This window comes from Kitasatospora sp. NPDC036934 (assembly GCF_055608425.1).
Genome location: NZ_JBVJQR010000005.1, coordinates 88,502 through 106,426 on the forward strand (window position 1 = coordinate 88,502; position 17,925 = coordinate 106,426).

At 72.1% G+C, this 17,925-nt stretch carries 14 protein-coding genes; 8 read left to right on the forward strand and 6 right to left on the reverse strand.

Annotation, left to right across the window (positions count from 1 at the left end):
* Positions 1-114: 114 nt before the first annotated feature.
* The 4 genes from glnII to ACZ7BZ_RS09565 form a co-directional block, all read right to left on the reverse strand.
* Positions 115-1,137: a glutamine synthetase GlnII gene (glnII, locus tag ACZ7BZ_RS09550; RefSeq protein WP_470357859.1), complete on the reverse strand. Its 1,023-nt coding sequence runs from the start codon at positions 1,135-1,137 to the stop codon at positions 115-117.
* A 177-nt stretch (positions 1,138-1,314) separates the two neighbouring features.
* Positions 1,315-2,268 carry an SCO1860 family LAETG-anchored protein gene (locus ACZ7BZ_RS09555; RefSeq protein WP_470357860.1) on the reverse strand — a complete coding sequence of 318 codons (954 nt, stop codon included), beginning with the start codon at positions 2,266-2,268 and terminating at the stop codon, positions 1,315-1,317.
* 428 nt (positions 2,269-2,696) lie between these two features.
* Positions 2,697-3,374 carry a uracil-DNA glycosylase gene (locus tag ACZ7BZ_RS09560; protein WP_470357861.1) on the reverse strand — a complete coding sequence of 226 codons (678 nt, stop codon included), beginning with the start codon at positions 3,372-3,374 and terminating at the stop codon, positions 2,697-2,699.
* Positions 3,375-3,523: 149 nt separating this feature from the next.
* A complete protein-coding gene (locus ACZ7BZ_RS09565; RefSeq protein ID WP_470357862.1) occupies positions 3,524-4,615 on the reverse strand; it encodes an amidohydrolase family protein in 1,092 nt (363 codons plus the stop codon).
* A gap of 101 nt (positions 4,616-4,716) precedes the next feature.
* Between ACZ7BZ_RS09565 and ACZ7BZ_RS09570 the strand changes: the two genes are divergently transcribed.
* Both ACZ7BZ_RS09570 and ACZ7BZ_RS09575 read left to right on the forward strand, forming a co-directional pair.
* The gene (locus ACZ7BZ_RS09570) at positions 4,717-5,802 is read left to right on the forward strand and encodes a pyridoxal-phosphate-dependent aminotransferase family protein (protein WP_470357863.1); all 1,086 of its coding nucleotides are present in this window, start codon (positions 4,717-4,719) and stop codon (positions 5,800-5,802) included.
* A gap of 298 nt (positions 5,803-6,100) precedes the next feature.
* Positions 6,101-8,194 carry a transglycosylase domain-containing protein gene (locus tag ACZ7BZ_RS09575; RefSeq protein WP_470357864.1) on the forward strand — a complete coding sequence of 698 codons (2,094 nt, stop codon included), beginning with the start codon at positions 6,101-6,103 and terminating at the stop codon, positions 8,192-8,194.
* A gap of 69 nt (positions 8,195-8,263) precedes the next feature.
* On the opposite strand, the gene ACZ7BZ_RS09580 is transcribed toward ACZ7BZ_RS09575, so the two are convergent.
* A complete protein-coding gene (locus ACZ7BZ_RS09580; protein WP_470357865.1) occupies positions 8,264-9,904 on the reverse strand; it encodes an APC family permease in 1,641 nt (546 codons plus the stop codon).
* Between the two features lie 391 nt (positions 9,905-10,295).
* Between ACZ7BZ_RS09580 and tmpA the strand changes: the two genes are divergently transcribed.
* The gene (tmpA, locus tag ACZ7BZ_RS09585) at positions 10,296-11,873 is read left to right on the forward strand and encodes a 2-trimethylaminoethylphosphonate dioxygenase (protein WP_470357866.1); all 1,578 of its coding nucleotides are present in this window, start codon (positions 10,296-10,298) and stop codon (positions 11,871-11,873) included.
* Positions 11,874-11,903: 30 nt separating this feature from the next.
* On the opposite strand, the gene ACZ7BZ_RS09590 is transcribed toward tmpA, so the two are convergent.
* The gene (locus ACZ7BZ_RS09590; RefSeq protein ID WP_380458952.1) at positions 11,904-12,683 is read right to left on the reverse strand and encodes a GntR family transcriptional regulator; all 780 of its coding nucleotides are present in this window, start codon (positions 12,681-12,683) and stop codon (positions 11,904-11,906) included.
* Between the two features lie 382 nt (positions 12,684-13,065).
* Between ACZ7BZ_RS09590 and ACZ7BZ_RS09595 the strand changes: the two genes are divergently transcribed.
* The 5 genes from ACZ7BZ_RS09595 to ACZ7BZ_RS09615 all read left to right on the forward strand — a co-directional run bounded on the left by ACZ7BZ_RS09595 (position 13,066) and on the right by ACZ7BZ_RS09615 (position 17,920).
* Positions 13,066-14,238, forward strand: a complete 1,173-nt coding sequence (locus ACZ7BZ_RS09595) for an ABC transporter substrate-binding protein (protein WP_470357867.1) — start codon at positions 13,066-13,068, stop codon at positions 14,236-14,238.
* Between the two features lie 6 nt (positions 14,239-14,244).
* Positions 14,245-15,216 carry an ABC transporter permease gene (locus tag ACZ7BZ_RS09600; protein WP_470357868.1) on the forward strand — a complete coding sequence of 324 codons (972 nt, stop codon included), beginning with the start codon at positions 14,245-14,247 and terminating at the stop codon, positions 15,214-15,216.
* Positions 15,216-16,025, forward strand: coding sequence for an ABC transporter permease (locus ACZ7BZ_RS09605; RefSeq protein ID WP_380459034.1), 810 nt, complete (start codon positions 15,216-15,218; stop codon positions 16,023-16,025). Before ACZ7BZ_RS09600 ends, ACZ7BZ_RS09605 begins: the two co-directional genes overlap by 1 nt.
* A 31-nt stretch (positions 16,026-16,056) precedes the next feature.
* Entirely contained in the window at positions 16,057-17,142 is a 1,086-nt protein-coding gene (locus tag ACZ7BZ_RS09610) for an ABC transporter ATP-binding protein (RefSeq protein WP_470357869.1), read from the forward strand.
* A gap of 73 nt (positions 17,143-17,215) precedes the next feature.
* Positions 17,216-17,920 carry an HAD family hydrolase gene (locus ACZ7BZ_RS09615; RefSeq protein WP_470357870.1) on the forward strand — a complete coding sequence of 235 codons (705 nt, stop codon included), beginning with the start codon at positions 17,216-17,218 and terminating at the stop codon, positions 17,918-17,920.
* Positions 17,921-17,925 lie beyond the last annotated feature (5 nt).

Below are 17,925 nucleotides of genomic sequence, written 5' to 3' on the forward strand. Positions count from 1 at the left end.
TGACCAGTGATTTGCCCGACCCGCAGCGGTCGACCGACAGCGCCCCGCCCACAACGCCCGCAGGCCCTGCCCCGGTGTGCGGGGAAGGGCCTGCGGGCGTGCGGGAGGCGGGGATCAGACCTGGCCGGCCTTCTCCAGGGCCTCGCAGCAGGTGTTGATCAGCAGGCGGGTGACGACGTAGGGGTCGACGTTGGCGTTCGGGCGGCGGTCCTCGATGTAGCCCTTCTGCTCCACCTCGACCTGCCACGGGATGCGGACCGACGCGCCGCGGTTGGAGACGCCGTAGCTGTAGACGTTCCACGGGGCGGTCTCGTGCTTGCCGGTCAGGCGGGACTCGATGTCGGCGCCGTACTGGGTGACGTGCTCCAGCACCTTCTCCTGGGAGGTGCCGAGCGACTCGCAGGCGGTGATGATGGCGTCGTAGCCCTCGCGCATCGCCCTGGTGGAGAAGTTGGTGTGGGCGCCCGCGCCGTTCCAGTCGCCCCGGGCCGGCTTGGCGTCCAGGGTGGCGTCGATGCCGAACTCCTCGGCGGTGCGGTAGAGCAGGTAGCGGGCGATCCACAGGTCGTCGGAGACGGTCAGCGCGTCGACCGGACCGATCTGGAACTCCCACTGGCCGGGCATGACCTCGGCGTTGATGCCGCAGATGGCCAGGCCGGCGTCGATGCAGCGGTCCAGGTGCAGCTCGACGATCTCGCGGCCGAAGACCTCCTCGGCGCCGACGCCGCAGTAGTAGCCGCCCTGCGGGGCCGGGAAGCCGCCCTCCGGGAAGCCGAGCGGGCGGGAGCCCTTGAAGAAGGTGTACTCCTGCTCGATGCCGAAGATCGACTCCTGCGCGGTGTACTTCTCCTCGACCTCGCGCAGCAGGGCGCGGGTGTTGGACTCGTGCGGGGTGCCGTTCGTCTCCAGGACCTCGCACAGGACGAGGATGTTGTCACCACCGCGGATCGGGTCCTTGACGACCTTCACCGGCTCCAGCACGCGGTCCGAGGCGTGGCCCTCGGCCTGGTTGGTCGAGGAACCGTCGAAGCCCCAGGTCGGGATCTTGTCGGCGTTGGGCAGGACGCGAGTCTTGGAACGGAGCTTCGCGGTCGGCTTGGTGCCGTCGATCCAGATGTACTCGGCCTTGATTGCCACGGCTTGTCCCTCGCATTGCTGGGTGGTGGGTGCCCGCGTAGCGTCGCAAGCCGCCGTTTCCCGGTTGTTCCTCTCATGTAACGCGCATGTGAACCAACCGTCCGCGTCGGCACGGTCACGGTGCGGGAGTGCCGGGCGCGGCACTCCCGCACCGCGGAGTGCCCAGCCGCGGAGTGCCTAGCCCCGGCGGGCGTGCGCGGCCCGGCGGCGCCGGGTGGCCCACAGCGCGGCGGCACCACCCGCGACCAGGGCGGCCGCGCCGGCGGCGAGCGGGGCGGTGGCGCTGCTGCCGCCGGTGGTGGCGAGCCGTTCCGGCCTGTCCACCGCCGCCTGCGGCACCGCGGCGCGCGAGGCGGTGGTGTCGGCGACCGGCTGGGCGGCGGGGGCGCTGGTGGGCGCGGCGCTCGGGGTGTCGGTGGGGCCGGAGGTGGCGGCCGGGCCGGTGGGCTTCTCGCAGCTCACCGAGGCGACGGTGATCTTCCCGGTGACCTTGGCGACGTTCAGGTTGAGCGGGTTCACCTCCACCTGCACCTCCAGGGCGGAGGCGGCGGCGGTGGTCGTGGTGGTGCTCTTCTTGGAGAACTCCACCGACACACTGCCGACCAGCGGCACGTCCACCTTGGTGGGGCCGTACAGCCCGACGGTGACGGGCTTGCCCAGTACGGTCAGCTTGGCGGGCGCGACCACGTCCGCGGTCGGCTGCCCGTCGACCGGGCAGGTGGCCTCGGCGCTCATCGCCTCCAGCCCGAGCAGCGCGGTGGCGGGCAGCCCGGGGGCGTGCACATCGGCGTTGACCAGCTTGACGGAGGCGACGGCTCCCTTGGCGTCGACCCGGGTGACGGACTTGCCGATGTCGGCCTTGACCAGCTCGACCGGTCCGACCTGGTCGACGCCCGCCACCTTGGCGGTGAGGACGGAACCGTCGCGCTGAGCCGGGGATTCCACCTTGTTCAGCGCGATGTCCACCGGGACGTCCACGGCCTTGTTCAACAGGCTGACGTCCAGGGCGAGTTCGGCGGTGACGGCGCGCGCCTTCCCCGGCGATGAGGCCTGTGCGGAGGCCGGAGCCGGAGCCGCCGACGGGGCGGCCTGGACGGGCCCGGCGGTGAGCGCGGTGCTCGCCACCACCACGGCGGCGGCAGAAACGATTCGGCGCGACGAAAGGGGCGAACGGGAAGACGGGTGGGACGACGGGCGGGACGACGGAGACAAGGCGGTACCCCCACACAGATGAAACGATGAGCCGCCAGTCTTCTCGAACGATCCGTCACATGAGCAACACGGAAAGTCATTTCACCCGTAGGAGTGAGATTGACGTTCCGCGCTGACCCGGATCTGCTAGGCCCGTCTTCAAACCCCCGTCGTTCGCCCGGAGGGCGGGCGGGGCGGCGTCGGAGTGCGTGCGTCGCAAGGCGGAGGAGGGATCCACTGCGGCGGGGGCACCTTCCGGCCGAAGGCTGGGGGGCCATCGGCGACCGACGACAACGCGGCGAGGCACGTGCCCCGACCCCGCCCCGCAGACACGGGCTTGAGGACGGGCCCCAGGGGGGCCAACTGCCCTACGGCAGACGCCAGTCCACCGGCTGCGCCCCCTGCCGCACCAACAGCTCGTTCGCCCGGCTGAACGGCCGCGAGCCGAAGAACCCGCTGCTCGCCGAGTACGGGCTCGGGTGCGCCGACTCGATCGCCGGGACGTCCCCCAGCAGCGGCCGCAGGTTACGGGCGTCGCGCCCCCACAGGATCGCCACCAGCGGACCGCCGCGCGCCACCAGCGCCCGGATCGCCTGCTCGGTGACCTCCTCCCAGCCCTTGCCCCGGTGCGCGGCGGGCTTGCGCGGCGCGGTGGTCAGGGCCCGGTTGAGCAGCAGCACGCCCTGGTTCGTCCACGGCGTGAGGTCCCCGTTGGACGGCTGTGGCAGACCGAGGTCGGTGCCGTACTCCTGGAAGATGTTGATCAGACTCGCCGGGATCGGACGCACCTCGGGCCCGACCGAGAAGCTCAGCCCGACGGCGTGCCCGGGGGTCGGGTACGGGTCCTGCCCGACGATCAGCACCCGCACGTCGGCGAGGGGCTGCTGGAACGCCCTCAGCACGTTCGGGCCGGAGGGCAGGTACGTACGGCCGGCGGCCAGTTCGGCGCGCAGGAAGTCGCCCATGGCGGCGACCCGTCCGGCGACGGGTTCCAGGGCGGCGGCCCAGCCGGGCTCGACGATCTCGTTCAGTGGACGCGGTGCCATGGGCGTCACCCTATCGGCCGATACCGACAGGGCGTCACCGTCGATGACCACCGCGAACGACCGTCCCACCGACCGCGAACGACCCGCCCCGGCGGCCCCCACCGGCCCTGGCTGCCCCCCGTCGGCCCCCGTCGGCCCCCGTCGGCCGATCAGCCCACCGGCCGCCCGCGCAGCACCACCAGCAGCGGGTCCGCGAGCACCCGGACGTCCGCCCGCGGATCCTCCCGGTACACCACGAAGTCGGCCGGCGCCCCCTCCGCCAGCCCCGGCCGCCCGAGCCACTCCCGCGCTCCCCAACTCGCCGCCGACAGCGCCTCGGCCGGGCTCAGCCCCGCCTTCACCAGTTCCGCCACCTCGTCCGCGACCAGCCCGTGGGCGAGCGAGCCGCCCGCGTCGGTGCCGACGAACACCGGGATGCCCGCGTCGTGCGCGGCGCCGACGGTGGCGTAGCGGCGCTCGTGCAGCCGCCGCATGTGCGCCGCCCAGGCCGGGAACTTGGCCTCCCCACCGGTCGCCAGCTCGGGGAAGGTGGCGATGTTGACCAGCGTCGGGACGATGGCCACCCCGCGCTCGGCGAAGGCCGGGATCAGCTCCTCGGTCAGCCCGGTGGCGTGCTCGACGCAGTCGATCCCCGCGGCCAGCAGGTCCGGCAGCGACTCGGCCGCGAAGCAGTGCGCGGTGACCCGGGCGCCCTCCTCGTGCGCCGCCGCGATCGCCTCGGCCAGTGCGTCGCCGGGCCAGCAGGCGGCGAGGTCGCCGCGGTCGCGGTCGATCCAGTCCCCGACCAGCTTCACCCAGCCGTCGCCGCGCCGGGCCTCGGCCCGCACGTACGCGGCGAGGTCGCCGGGCTCGATCTCGTGGGCGTAGTTGCGGATGTAGCGGCGGGTGCGGGCGATGTGCCGGCCGGCCCGGATGATCCGGGGCAGGTCCTCCCGCTCGTCGATCCAGCGGGTGTCGGCGGCCGAGCCGGCGTCACGGATCAGCAGGGTGCCGGCGTCACGGTCGGTGATCGCCTGCTTCTCGCTGGTCTCGGCGTCCACGGCGCCGTGGGCGTCCAGGCCGACGTGGCAGTGCGCGTCGACCAGTCCGGGCAGCACCCAGCCGGTGACCGTCCGGACGTCCCCGGCGGCCGGCGGGCGGGTGAAGCTCACCCGGCCGTCCACCACCCAGAGTTCGTCCCGGACCTCCTCCGGACCGACCAGCACCCGACCCCGGACGTGCAGCACCGCGCCTTCGCTCATGGCGGCACTCTACCGACGGGCGGGTTCCCTGTAAGGAGGACGAATGCGGCAGACTCGTTGCCGCACCCACCACCCGTCCGCGTGCGAAAGGCCCCGACACCGTGAGTCCCTTCCTCGACCTCCCCCCGCTCAGCGCCGCCGGGTTCGCCGCGATCGAGGACCAGGTGGCCGGGCTGCTGCACACCGACGCCGACGTCATCGTCACCCAGGGTGAGGCCCTGCTCCCGCTGGAGGCCGCGATCCGCGGCGCCGCGCACCCGGGCTCCACCGCGCTCAACATCGTCACCGGTCCGTACGGGCAGACCTTCGGCAACTGGCTGCGCTCCTGCGGGGCGACGGTCGTCGACCTCGCGGTGCCCTTCGACAGCGCGGTCACCGCCGCGCAGGTCGCCGAGGCCCTCGACCGCCACCCGGAGATCGACTTCGTCTCCCTGGTGCACGCCGAGGCCGCCACCGGCAACACCAACCCGGTCGCCGAGATCGCCACCGTGGTGCGCGGGCACGGCGCCCTGCTGATGCTCGACGCGGTCGCCTCGGTCGCCGCCGAGCCGCTGCTCACCGACGAGTGGGGCATCGACCTGTGCGTGATCGGCGGCCAGAAGGCGATGGGCGGCCCGGCCGGGGTCTCCGCCGTCTCCGTCTCGGAGCGCGCCTGGGAGCGGATCGCCGCCAACCCGGCCGCCCCGCGCCGCTCCTACCTCTCCCTGCTGGACTGGAAGGAGCGCTGGACGGACGCCGGACGCACCGTACTCCCGCACGCCCCGGCCCAGTTGGAGATGCTCGCACTCGGCGCCTGCCTGGACCGGATCACCGCCGACGGCCTGCCCGCCGTGATCGCCCGCCACCGCGCCGCCTCCGCCGCCACCAGGGCCGGCGCCCGGGCGCTCGGCACGCTCAGCCCGTACGTCCACCAGGACGCCCACGCGGCCCCGGTCGCCACCACCCTGCGCACCGCGGCCGGCCTGCACGCCGCCGAGCTGGCCGCCGCCCTCGACCCGGCGCTGCCGGTCCAGGCCGGTGGCGGGGCGCTGGCCGCGGAGATGCTGCGGGTCAACCACTACGGCCGGGCGGCCTCGCTGGAGACCGTCCGCGCCTGCCTGAGCGCCCTCGCCGGCGCGACCGGGGCCGACGCCGCCCCCGCCCTGGCCGCCGCCGAGACCGCCTGGGCGGCGACCGCCGGAGCGTAGGTCCGCCGGCCCACCCCGACGACGACCACCCCGACGGCGCCCACCCCGACGACGCCTGGCCCCGCCGCGCCACCGGGCGGCGGGGCCAACTGCCCCCCGCAAAACGGAAATCACGCCCCATAGCGCCCTCCCGGATCATCCCGGGCACTACGCCTGCAACCTTTCTCCACACTCGCGACATCAACGTGATGTGGACTCACATCGCTCTCGCATACCGAACCCCGCCGACGACGCGGCCCCCCGCCCCGCCCGGAGCAAGCCGCTCCGGCTGGCCCGCCACGGTGCGACCTTCCTCGGTGTGAGCGTCGTGTCCGGTGTCCTGCTGGCGGGCCTCGTCCTGCCGGCTGTCGGTGCCATGGGACTGACCGCCAAGGACACGGCGGAGAGCTTCCAGAACATTCCCGACGATTTCAAGACGCCACCGCTCACCCAGGCCACCCAGATCTTCGACGCCAAGGGCGGGCTGATCGCCAAGGTCTACGAGCGCGACCGCACCGTCCTCACCGCCGACCAGATGTCGCCGTTCATGCGGAAGGCCCAGGTCGACATCGAGGACGCCCGGTTCTACGAGCACGGCGCCGTCGACCTCAAGGGCATCGTGCGCGCGCTCGGCAAGAACGCCGAGAGCGGCACCACCGCCCAGGGCGCCTCCACCCTGACCCAGCAGTACGTGAAGAACGTCAACGTGGAGAAGGCCGGCGACGACAAGGACGCGGTCAAGGAGGCCCAGCGCAAGACCCTGGGCCGCAAGATCCAGGAACTCAAGGTCGCGATCAAGCTGGAGGAGGAACTGCCCAAGGAGCAGATCCTCACCAACTACCTCAACATCACCTTCTACGGGAACGGCGCCTACGGCGTGGAGGCCGCGTCCCAGCGCTACTTCAGCAAGAGCAACAAGGACCTGACCATCGCCGAGGCCGCCACCCTGGCCGGGCTGGTCCAGAACCCGGCGCAGTACGACCCCAGGCTGCACCCGGTGGCCGCCCAGAAGCGCCGGGACACCGTCATCGACAAGATGCTGGAGAACAAGCACATCACCGCCGACCAGGCGAAGGAGGCGAAGGCCGCCCCGCTGGGTCTGAAGTACAAGGACCCGCAGAACGGCTGCATCACCGCCAAGGCGGGCATGGGCTTCTTCTGCGACTACGTCCGCCACGTGGTCAAGCAGGACCCGGCCTTCGGCAAGAGCGGCGAGGACCGCAAGGCCTTCTGGGACAAGGGCGGCCTGAACATCTACACCACCCTGGACCCGGACAAGCAGGCCGCCGCCCAGAACGCGGTGAGCAGCAACGTGAGGGTCACCGACACCGTCTCCGCCGCCGCGAGCATGGTCGAGCCCGGCACCGGCAAGATCCTCGCCATGGCCCAGACCCGGCCCTACGGCCTGGACACGACCAAGAACCAGACCATGGTCAACCTCAACGTCGACCTGGCGATGGGCGGCGGCACCGGCTTCCAGCCCGGATCCACGTTCAAGCCGATCGTCGCGGCCGCGGCCCTGGAGGCCGGCCTGCCGCCGACCCAGGAGTACTCCGCCCCGAACTCGATGCCGTACCCGAACATGAAGACCTGCGAGGGGACGTGGCGCAACGACGCCCGGCCCAAGACGGTGGTGCCCAACGAGTCCGCGAGCGAGAAGGGCCCGTACCAGCTGAAGCAGGCGATGGCCCTCTCCGTCAACACCTACTTCGTGCAGATGGAGCAGGAGATCGGCCTCTGCGCGGTCAAGCAGATGGCCAACAAGGTCGGCATCACCGCCAAGGCCAGCGGCAAGCCGCTGGAGGAGGTGCCCGCGATGGCCCTGGGCGTCGAGGAGATGAGCCCGCTGACCATGGCGAACGTCTACGCGACCTTCGCCGCCGAGGGCACCCACTGCGACCCGCTCGCGATCAGCCGGATCACCACCGTGGACGGCAAGGACGTGCCCGTCCCGGCCGGCCACTGCGAGAAGGCGTTCTCCGAGGACACGGCGCGGGCGATGAACACCGTCCTGAACGGCGTGACCAAGGACGGCGGCACCGGCTCGGCGCTCCACCTGGACGACAACCGGCAGATCGCCGGCAAGACCGGCACTTCGGACCACAAGAAGGCCGCCTGGTTCAGCGGCTACACCCCCCAGCTCGCCACCTCCATCTGGCTGGGCGGCCCGGCCGGCGGCGTGGAGATGCGCAACATCACCATCAACGGCAGCTACCACACCGAGGTGTTCGGCGCCGACGGCCCCGGCCCGATCTGGCGGGACGCCATGAACGACGCCCTGAAGGGCACGCCCAAGAAGTCCATGCCGATGACCGACATCCCCGACCCGGCGCCCAAGCCCGACCCGAACAACACCGCGACGGGCAGCGGCAGCAACCCGCCGACCAACGCCCCGTCCGACCAGCAGCACTGACGCACAGCACTCCGCCCCGCCGAGCCGGTGCTCGACGGGGCGGAGTGCTGCTCGGCGCGAGGCGGTTGCTCAGTGCCCGCCCGCGTCCACCACCTCGACACCGCGGATGTTGCGCTCGATCTCCTCGGCCGGCAGCGCCACCGCCAGCGCCCAGTAGTAGACGACCAGCGAGAACAGCACCACCACCGCGATGTCCCACCACAGCGGCAGGTTCCCCTGGGCGCCCACGCCGAAGGTGCCCTGCCAGGAGATGATCCCCATCCCGACCAGGTAGACCGGCAGCCACTGCCCGGCCTTGAAGTCCATCCGCGGCGCGTTCGGCACCCCCTTCGAGGCGGCGTACGCGGAGTACCCGCCGAGCAGCAGGTACCCGATGATGATCGCCAGGCCCAGCCGCCACAGGGTGTCCCAGCCGGACCAGTAGATGACCAGGCTCGCCACCGCGAAGGCGATCGGCGAGAGGACCGAGCCGCCGGGCAGGTGGTACGAACGCTCCATCCCCGGCAGCCGCTTGCGCAGCACGCCGAAGGCCAGCGGGGCGCCCGCGTACATCAGCACCACGGCCGAGGTGATGAAGCCGACCAGCCGCTGCCAGCTCGGGAACGGCAGGAAGCAGAGCACCCCGGCGACCCAGGCGATGATCAGCCCCAGCCAGGGCACCGCGTTGCGGTCGGTGTACTGCAGGGCCTGCGGCGCGTAGCCGTTGCGGCTCAGGCCGTAGGTGACGCGGGAGCTGGAGGTGATGTAGACCAGCCCGGTACCGGCCGGGGAGATCACCGCGTCGATGAACAGGACGGTGGCCAGCCAGCCCAGGCCGATCAGGGTCGCCAGACCGGCGAAGGGCCCGCTGATGCCCGGGTAGGTGAGCTTGCTCCAGCCACCGGCGACGGTCTCCGGCGGCAGCGCGCCGATGAACACCACCTGGAGCATCAGGTAGACGACCGTGCCGATGACCACCGAGCCGAGCACCGCCCGGGGGATGTCCCGGCGGGGGTTTCGGCTCTCCCCCGCCCACTGGATGGCCTGCTCGAAGCCGAGCAACGCGAAGATCACCCCGCTGGTGCTGATCGCCGCCAGCACGCCCTTGGCGCCGTCCGGCGCGAAGCCGTGGACGTCGAAGTTGGAGCCGTGGAACTCGGTGAGGCCGAAGGCGAAGATGGTCAGGACCGGAATGGCGACCTTCCACACGGTGGCCGCGCTGTTGGTGTGGGCGAGCAGCCGGACGCCGAGGAAGTTGATCGCCACGAACACCCCGAGCAGGACAGCCGCGACGACGAAGCCGGAGCCGGTCAGGGTCAGGTCCTTGTTCAGCAGACCGTCCGCCCAGCTCCAGTGCTGGGCGTAGTTGATCATCGCCTGCACCTCGATCGGCGCGATCGTCGCGGCCTGCAGCCAGGTGAACCAGCCGAAGGACATCCCCGCGAAGCCGCCGAAGGCGTAGTGCGGGTAGCGGGCGGTGCCGCCCGCTACCGGGAACAGCCCGCCCAGCTCGGCGTGGATCAGCGCCAGCAGGATGATCGCCACCGCACCGATGCCCCAGGACACGATGGCGGCCGGGCCCGCCGCCACCGCCGCCTTCTGCGCCCCGAACAGCCAGCCCGAGCCGATGATCGCGCCGACCGAGGCCCAGAGCAGCCCGGCGAGGCCCACCTCCCGCTTGAGCCCGCTGTGCCCTGCGGTGGGCGGACTCGTGTTCGTACTGTGAGCCATGCGCGGCCACCTCTCGTGTCAGGGGAAATCCACCCCGACAGTGCCGCAGCCCCGCCTGCTCACCGCCCCCCGAAACACCCCCTGACCTGCACCCTCACCCAAATGGTCGGCAGAGGTGAGACCACACGGGCCCGCCCCGGGAACCCCCGGGACGGGCCCGTCGACGGTTGGGCCCGGACCGCGCCGAACCTGTCGGACGGTCCGGACGTACGAGCCGCTCCACCATGACCTCCCGGCCGCCGGTGACTCGCCGCAGGCAACCCTCGTCACAGTTCCCGCAGCGTTCACCCGCCCGGCACGCGCTCCTCACCGGGAGCAGGCAAGCTCCCGCCCAGCGGGTGAAGTTGGCTATACAACTTCACCCCGAGGAGCCCGCCGAGGAGGAACCCCCGTGACCGAGCAACCGCCGCCCTACTGGCTGCGCGACAACTGCCCCTGCACCGACTGCCGGGACCCGCACAACGGCCAGAAGCTGTTCCAGATCGGCGACCTGCCGGCGGATCTCACCATCGCCGCGCAGTGCGAGCCGGACGGCAGCCTGGAGGTGCTCTGGTCGGACGGGCACCGCTCCCGCTACCCGCTCGCCTGGCTGCGCGAGGAGGCCGAGGGCGACGGCCGCACCGAGCGGGACAAGCGGCTCTGGGCGGCCGCCGACTTCGCCCGGGGCATCCCCGAGGCCGAGTGGGAGGCCTACCTCGTCGACCCCGCCGAACAGGCGGCGGTGCTGGGAGCCGTCCGCCGCAGCGGCTTCGCGGTGCTGCGCGGGGTGCCGGCCGTGGAACGCCAGGTGCTGCGGGTGGCCGAGAGCTTCGGGCACGTGCGGGTCACCAACTACGGCGAGCTGTTCGACGTCCGGGTCGAGCCCGCCCCGAACAACCTCGCGTTCACGGACAAGGCCATCGCCCCGCACACCGACAACCCGTACCGGGACCCGGTGCCCACCCTCCAACTGCTGCACTGCCTGGAGAACTCGGCCACCGGCGGCGACTCCGGCCTCGTCGACGGATTCAAGGCGGCGGCCCTGCTGCGGGACGAGTCCCCCAAGGACTTCGCCACCCTCACCCGTACCCCCGTCCCCTTCGTCTTCCGCGACCGCCGCACCGACCTGCGCGCCGACCGCCCGCTGATCGACGTGGACCCACGGGGAAGGATCCGCGAGGTCAGGTTCAACAACCGCTCGATCGGCACCTTGCGGGGAAGCGACCGTGAGGCCTTCTACGCCGCCTACCGCCGCTTCGCCGCGATCACCCTTCGCCCCGAGTTGCAGCTCACCTTCCGCCTGGACCCCGGCGACTGCCTGATCTTCGACAACACCCGTCTGCTGCACGCCCGTACCGCCTTCGAGCAGGACGGCCGACGCCACCTCCAGGGCTGCTACGCGGACCTCGACTCACTGGCGAGCACCCTCGCCGTGCTGCACCGCCGCGCCGCCGCCCTGGACGAGCTGGCCGAGCTGTTCGCGGGCGAGGGCGCCGGGGAGTACCTGGGCGAGGCGGTCACCATGGCCGAGCACATGCTGCAGGCCGCGACCGCCGCCGAGGCGGCCGGGGCGCCGGACCACCTGGTCGCCGCCGCCCTGCTGCACGACGTCGGCCACTTCCAAGGCGGGCTGCACGGAAGGGATCTGATGTCGGGTCAGGACAATCGGCACAGCCACAGCGGCGCCGACTGGCTGGCCCGCTGGTTCGGCCCGGAGGTCACCGAGCCGGTCCGGCTGCACGTCGCCGCCAAGCGCTACCTGTGCGCCGTCGAACCCGGCTACCGCGCCGGGCTCTCCGAGGCCTCCGAGTACACCCTCACCGTCCAGGGCGGCCCGATGGACGCCGACGAGGCCGCCGCGTTCGCCGAACTCCCGGGCGCCGTCGACGCGGTGGCCGTCCGCCGGTGGGACGAGCAGGCCAAGGAGCCCGACGCGAAGACGCCGGACTTCGAGCACTACCGATCGCTGCTCGCCTCCCTCATGCGCTGAGGAGCGGAGCGCGCCCGGGAGCGGCGAACCTCAGTCCAGCTCCCGGGCATGCCGCGAAAGCGCCGACGTGGCCAGCGAGTTGTGCACGCTGAACGCCACCGTCCCGGGCAGGTAGCGGTCCTGGGACCACTCCACCGGGGTGCCGGTCGGGTCGGTGGTCCGCCGCCGCTCGCGCAGCAGCGGGCCGCCCCGGCGGCAGCCGAGCAGCCGGGCGTCCTCCGCGTTGGCGGCGACGATGTCGATGGTGTGGTCGGCGTCGGTGAACAGGATGCCGTGCTCGCGCAGCACCTCGGTGTGCGAGACCACGTCCGGCGGCAGCTCGGCGACGATCTCGCCGACCCGCGGCGGGTAGATGGTGCGCTCGACCATCACCGGAGTGCCGGACAGGGTGCGCAGCCGGACGGTGACGTACACCTCCGCGCCCGGCTCCAGACGCAGTTGCTCGCGCTCGGCGGCGTCGGCCGGGCGGCGCACCAGGGAGTCCAGGATGCCGCCGGGCTCCTCGCCCATCGAGTACGCCCAGTGGGTGAAGCTGAGCAGTTCGGAGAAGCTCTGCACCCGGGCTCCGCCGAGCACCACCCGCCGGGTGCCGCGGCGGGAGGTGACCAGCCCGTCCGAGCGCAGCACGGCGAGTGCCTGGCGGACGGTGCCGCGGGAGACCCCGTACTGCTCGGCCAGCGCGCCCTCGGCGGGCAGCCGGCCCGCCTCGCCGAACGCGCCGGTGGTGATGGCCTCGCGCAGGTCGGCGGCCACCTTGCGGTACAGGGCTCCGGCCTCGCGCTCCACGGGGCGCCCGGGCTCTACTGCCACGTCACTCAATTGTCCCTCCAGGGGCGGTATCCTGCGCAGCCGTGCCGGCGCGGACAGCCCGACCCTATCCCGCTGCGCAGTTCGAGCATCGCACCGAACGGATCACGCTCCGATGGCCGGATTCCACCGTTCCCGCAGCCGACCCCGACGCTGGGCCGTCCGTTCACCTTCCCGTCACCGGACTCCGGGTTACTTACCCCCGTCAGCGAAGTTGGCTAGTCAACTCGGACGGTTCCGAACGGATACCGGACGAACCCGGCAAGGACCCCTGACGGACGCCGGACGGATCCGCGCCACGGCCACTCGCACGATCGATCCCCCGATCGGACACCACTCCCGTGCAGCACCCCCTTCGCAGTACACCCGATCAGGAGACTGACCCGTGTCCGTGCACCGTGCCCGCTCCGCCGCCTTCGCGGCCGCTCTGACCGCCGCCGCGCTCTCCCTCACCGCCTGCGGTTCCGCCGGCTCGTCGTCCGCCAAGGCCGGCAGCAACGACCTCGCGGGTGGCAAGAGCGCCAAGACCGCCACCTCGGTCGCCGACTTCGGCGGCATGGACGGCCTGGTCGCCGCCGCCAAGAAGGAGGGCAAGCTGCACGTCATCACCCTGCCGCGCGACTGGGCGAACTACGGCAAGCTGATGGACGACTTCAAGGCGAAGTACGGCATCGACATCGAGGACGAGAACCCGGACGGCTCCAGCCAGGACGAGATCAACGCGATCACCTCCCGCAAGGGCCAGGACCGCGCCCCCGACGTCGTCGACCTTGGCTCCGCCTTCGCGATCAGCGCCGGCAAGCAGGGCCTGCTCGCCCCGTACAAGGTGACCGACTTCGACAAGATCCCGGCCACCATGAAGGACGCCAACGGTCTGAGCTACAACGACTACGGCGGCTACATGTCGATCGGCTGCGACGCCAAGAAGGTGTCCGTCTGCCCGAAGACCTTCGCCGACCTGCTGAAGCCCGACTACAAGGGCATGGTCGCCCTGAACGGCAACCCGACCAAGGCCGGTGCCGCCTTCGGCGCCGTCTACGCGGCCGCGCTCGCCAACGGCGGCTCGCTGGACAACATCCAGCCCGGCATCGACTTCTTCGGCAAGGTCAAGCAGGCCGGCAACTTCAACCCGGTCGAGGTCACCCCGGCGACCATCGAGAAGGGCGAGACCCCGATCTCGATCGACTGGTCGTACCTGAACGCCGGCTACAGCGACAAGTTCAAGGACAAGGGCATCGACTGGCAGGTGGCCATCCCCTCGGACGGCTCCTACGCCCAGTACTACAACCAGGCGATCAACAAGGACGCTCCGCACCCGGCCGCCGCGCGCCTGTGGCAGGAGTACCTCTACAGCGCCCAGGGCCAGAACGGCTTCCTCGGCGGCTACGCCACCCCCGCCCTGTTCGACGCCATGAAGACCGCCGGCACCCTGGACGCGACCGCCGCCGCCAAGCTGCCGACCGTCGAGAAGCCCTTCACCACCTTCCCGACCCAGGACCAGACGGACGCGGCCAAGAAGACCGTGACCGAGAACTGGGCCAAGGCGATCGCGGGCTGACCTGAGATGACCACGGCTCCCACCCCGGTGCCGGCCGACGCCTCCGCCGCCCAGAGCGGCGGGGGCACCCCCGGCCCCGTCACCGCCTCCCCCACCATCGCCACGGCCGCCCCGGCCAAGGCCCCCCGCCGGGCCGGCGGCAGCCGCGCCTGGCTCGCCGCCCTCCCCCTGATCCTCTTCTTCGTGATCGGCTTCGGCCTGCCGGCCGTCGCGATCGCCATCGGTGCGTTCACCACCTCCTCGGACGCCCCCGACGGCGGCGGAACCTTCACCACCGACAACCTCACCGGCTCGCTCCAGGGCGCCTACTGGACGGCCCTGTGGGGCAGCGTGAAGCTCTCCCTGCTGACCGCGCTGATCGCCACCGTGGTCGGCCTGCCGCTGGCCCAGGCCGTGGCGACCTCCCGGTTCCGCGCCTTCCGCGAGGCCGTGATGTCCGCCTCCGGCGTGCTCGCCAACTTCGGCGGCGTGCCGCTGGCCTTCATGTTCGTCGCCACCCTCGGCAACGCCGGCGAGGTCACCAGGAAGTTCGGCCTGACCAAGCACGGCTGGAACCTCTACACCTTCACCGGCCTGTCCGTGGTGTACCTGTACTTCCTCGTCCCGCTGATGGTCATCACCATCACGCCCGCCCTGGAGGGCCTCAAGACCCAGTGGCGCGAGGCCGCGTACAACAACGGCGCCACCGGACTCCAGTACTGGCGGCACGTGGCCCTGCCGGTCCTGCTGCCCTCGCTGCTCGGCGGCTTCGTGCTGCTGTTCGGCGCCTCGTTCGCCGCGTACGCCACCGCCGAGGCCATGGTGGGCAGTTCGGTGCCGCTGATCTCGATGCAGATCGGCGACGCGCTGTCCGGCAACGTCCTGGTCGGCCAGGGCAACCTCGCCCTCGCCCTCGGCCTCGACATGATCGTGGTCGCCTGCCTGGTGATGGCCGTGTACCTGCCCCTTCAGCGCCGGAGTGCCAAGTGGCTCGCCTGATCGATCGCATCCGTTTCGGCCGCGGCCTGGTCCTGCTGATCTGCGGGATCTACTTCGCGGTGCCGATGGCCGCCTCGCTGTGGTTCAGCGTCGACGACAACAAGGGCGGCACCACCTTCCGCGCCTACACCGAGCTGCTGAACGCACCCGGCTTCACCGACAGCCTGGTGCTCAGCCTGGAACTGGCCGCCGTCACCGTGGTGGTGCTGCTGCTCCTGCTCGTCCCGGCCGTGCTCGCCGCCCGGCTCGGCGCACCGAAGCTGCGCCCGGTGATCGAGGTCATGTGCTCGATGCCGCTGGTCGTCCCGGTCGTCGCCCTCACCACCGGCATCATCGGCGTGCTGCGCTGGGGCCCGGACTACCTCCAGGACACCCCGCTGTTCCAGACCATCGTGGCCATCCAGGACCCGGACTTCCCGATCGTCCTGATCATCGCGTACGTGCTGATGGCCCTGCCGTTCGCCTACCGGGCCATCGACGGCGGACTGCGCGGCGTGGACGTGGTCACCCTGGTCGAGGCCGCCCGCAACTGCGGGGCCGGCTGGCTGCGCGCGGTGTTCACCGTCGTCCTGCCGAACCTGCGCAGCTCGCTGCTGAACGCCGCCGTCCTCACCGTCGCCCTGGTGCTCGGCGAGTTCACCACCGCCTCCATCCTCGGCTTCAGCCCCTTCTCGGTGTGGATCAACTCCAACGGCAAGAGCGACGGCCAGATGTCCGTCGCGGTGTCGATGCTCAGCCTGCTGATCGTCTGGCTCGTCCTGCTGCTGATGTCCGCCGTCGGCCGCGGCCGCAAGGCCGCCCGGTCCTGAACCACCCCACGTTCTCCAGGAGTTACCAGCCATGACCACGGCCACCGCCACCGCCTCCCGGGCCGCGACCGCCAACGGCGGCGCCACCGTCGAGTTCCGCTCGCTGCGCCGCGCGTTCGGCGCCACCACCGCCCTCGACGGCCTGGACCTCACCGTCCGGCCCGGTGAACTGCTCGCCCTGCTCGGCCCGTCCGGCTGCGGCAAGACCACCGCGCTGCGCATCCTGGCCGGCTTCGAGCAGCACGACTCCGGCGAGGTGCTGGTCGACGGCCAGGACATCACCTCGATCCCCGCCCACAAGCGCGACGCGGGCATGGTGTTCCAGTCGTACAGCCTCTTCCCGCACCTGACGGCGCTGGACAACGTCGCCTTCGGACTGCGGATGCGCGGCACCGGCAAGGCCGAGCGCCGCAAGCGCGCCGGGGAGCTGCTGGAGCTGGTCGGCCTGCCGCACCGCGCCGAGCACTACCCGCACCAGATGTCCGGCGGCCAGCAGCAGCGCATCGCGCTGGCCCGCGCGCTCGCCCTCCAGCCGCGCGTGCTGCTGCTCGACGAGCCGCTGTCCGCGCTGGACGCCAAGGTCCGCCTCCAGCTGCGCGAGGAGATCCGCCGGCTCCAGCAGGAGCTGGGCATCACCACCCTGTTCGTCACCCACGACCAGGAGGAGGCGCTGTCCCTGGCCGACCGGGTCGCGGTGCTGCGGGCCGGGAAGCTGGAGCAGTGCGCCACCCCGTCCGAGCTGTACGGCCGGCCGGCCACCGCCTTCGTCGCCGAGTTCGTCGGCACCATGAGCCGCATCCCGTGCACCCGCACCTCGGAGGGCGTCGAGGTGCTCGGCCGCCGGCACGCTGTGGACGGCGAGACTCCGGCCGACGGCGAGCTGCAGGTGCTGGTCCGCCCGGAGAACGTCCACCTCACCCCGGCCGAGAACGGCCCGGCCCTGGTGGTCACCGCGTCCTTCCTGGGCGCCGTCACCCGGCTCACCGTCCGCCTGGACGACGGCACCGAGGTCAAGGCCGACCTGCCCACCGAGGCCGCCGCCGCTCTCCCGGCCGGCTCGCGCGCCGAGCTCACGCTGCCGGAGCGCCCGGTCCTGGTGGACCGCCGCGCCGCCTGAGCAGGCCGTCTGGGATCCTGTACCGCCGCCGGACCCATCGAAGAATCACCGAAGAATCACCGAAGGTACCGCCATGCCTGAAACCGTCCCGTCCGAACCCGCCCTGCCGGACTCCGTCCTGCCCGCCGCCGTCCTCTTCGACATGGACGGCACCCTGGTCGACACCGAGCAGCTCTGGTGGAAGGCCGCCGCCGAACTCGCCGAGGAGCTGGACCACCCGCTCACCGACCAGGACGCCCCCGAGGTGCTCGGCCAGGCCGTCGAGCACACCGCCGCCCATCTGCACCGGGTCAGCGGCACCAGCCGCCCCGAGGCCGAACTCGCCGCTCGGCTGGGCGACTCCTTCGCCGCCAAGGTCGCCGCCGAGACGGTGCCCCGCCCCGGCGCGCTCGCCCTGCTGGCCGCCCTGCGCGGGGCCCGGGTGCCCACCGCGCTGGTCTCCGCCTCCCCGCGCCTGGTGGTGGACCTCGTCCTCTCGTCCATCGGCCGCGACTGGTTCGCCGTCACCCTGGCCGCCGAGGACACTCCCCGCACCAAGCCCGCACCGGACCCGTACCTGGCCGCCGCCGAGCGGCTCGGCCTCGATCCGGCCGCCTGCGTCGCCGTCGAGGACACTCCGACCGGGGTCGCCTCCGCCGCCGCGGCCGGCTGCGCGGTGCTCGCCGTGCCGTCCACCGCCGTGCCGATGCCCGAGGGCGACCGGATCACCCCGCTGGACAGCCTGGAGCGGGTCGACCTCGCGCTGCTCGGGAAGCTCTGCGCCGCCCCGGCCGGTTGACGGCG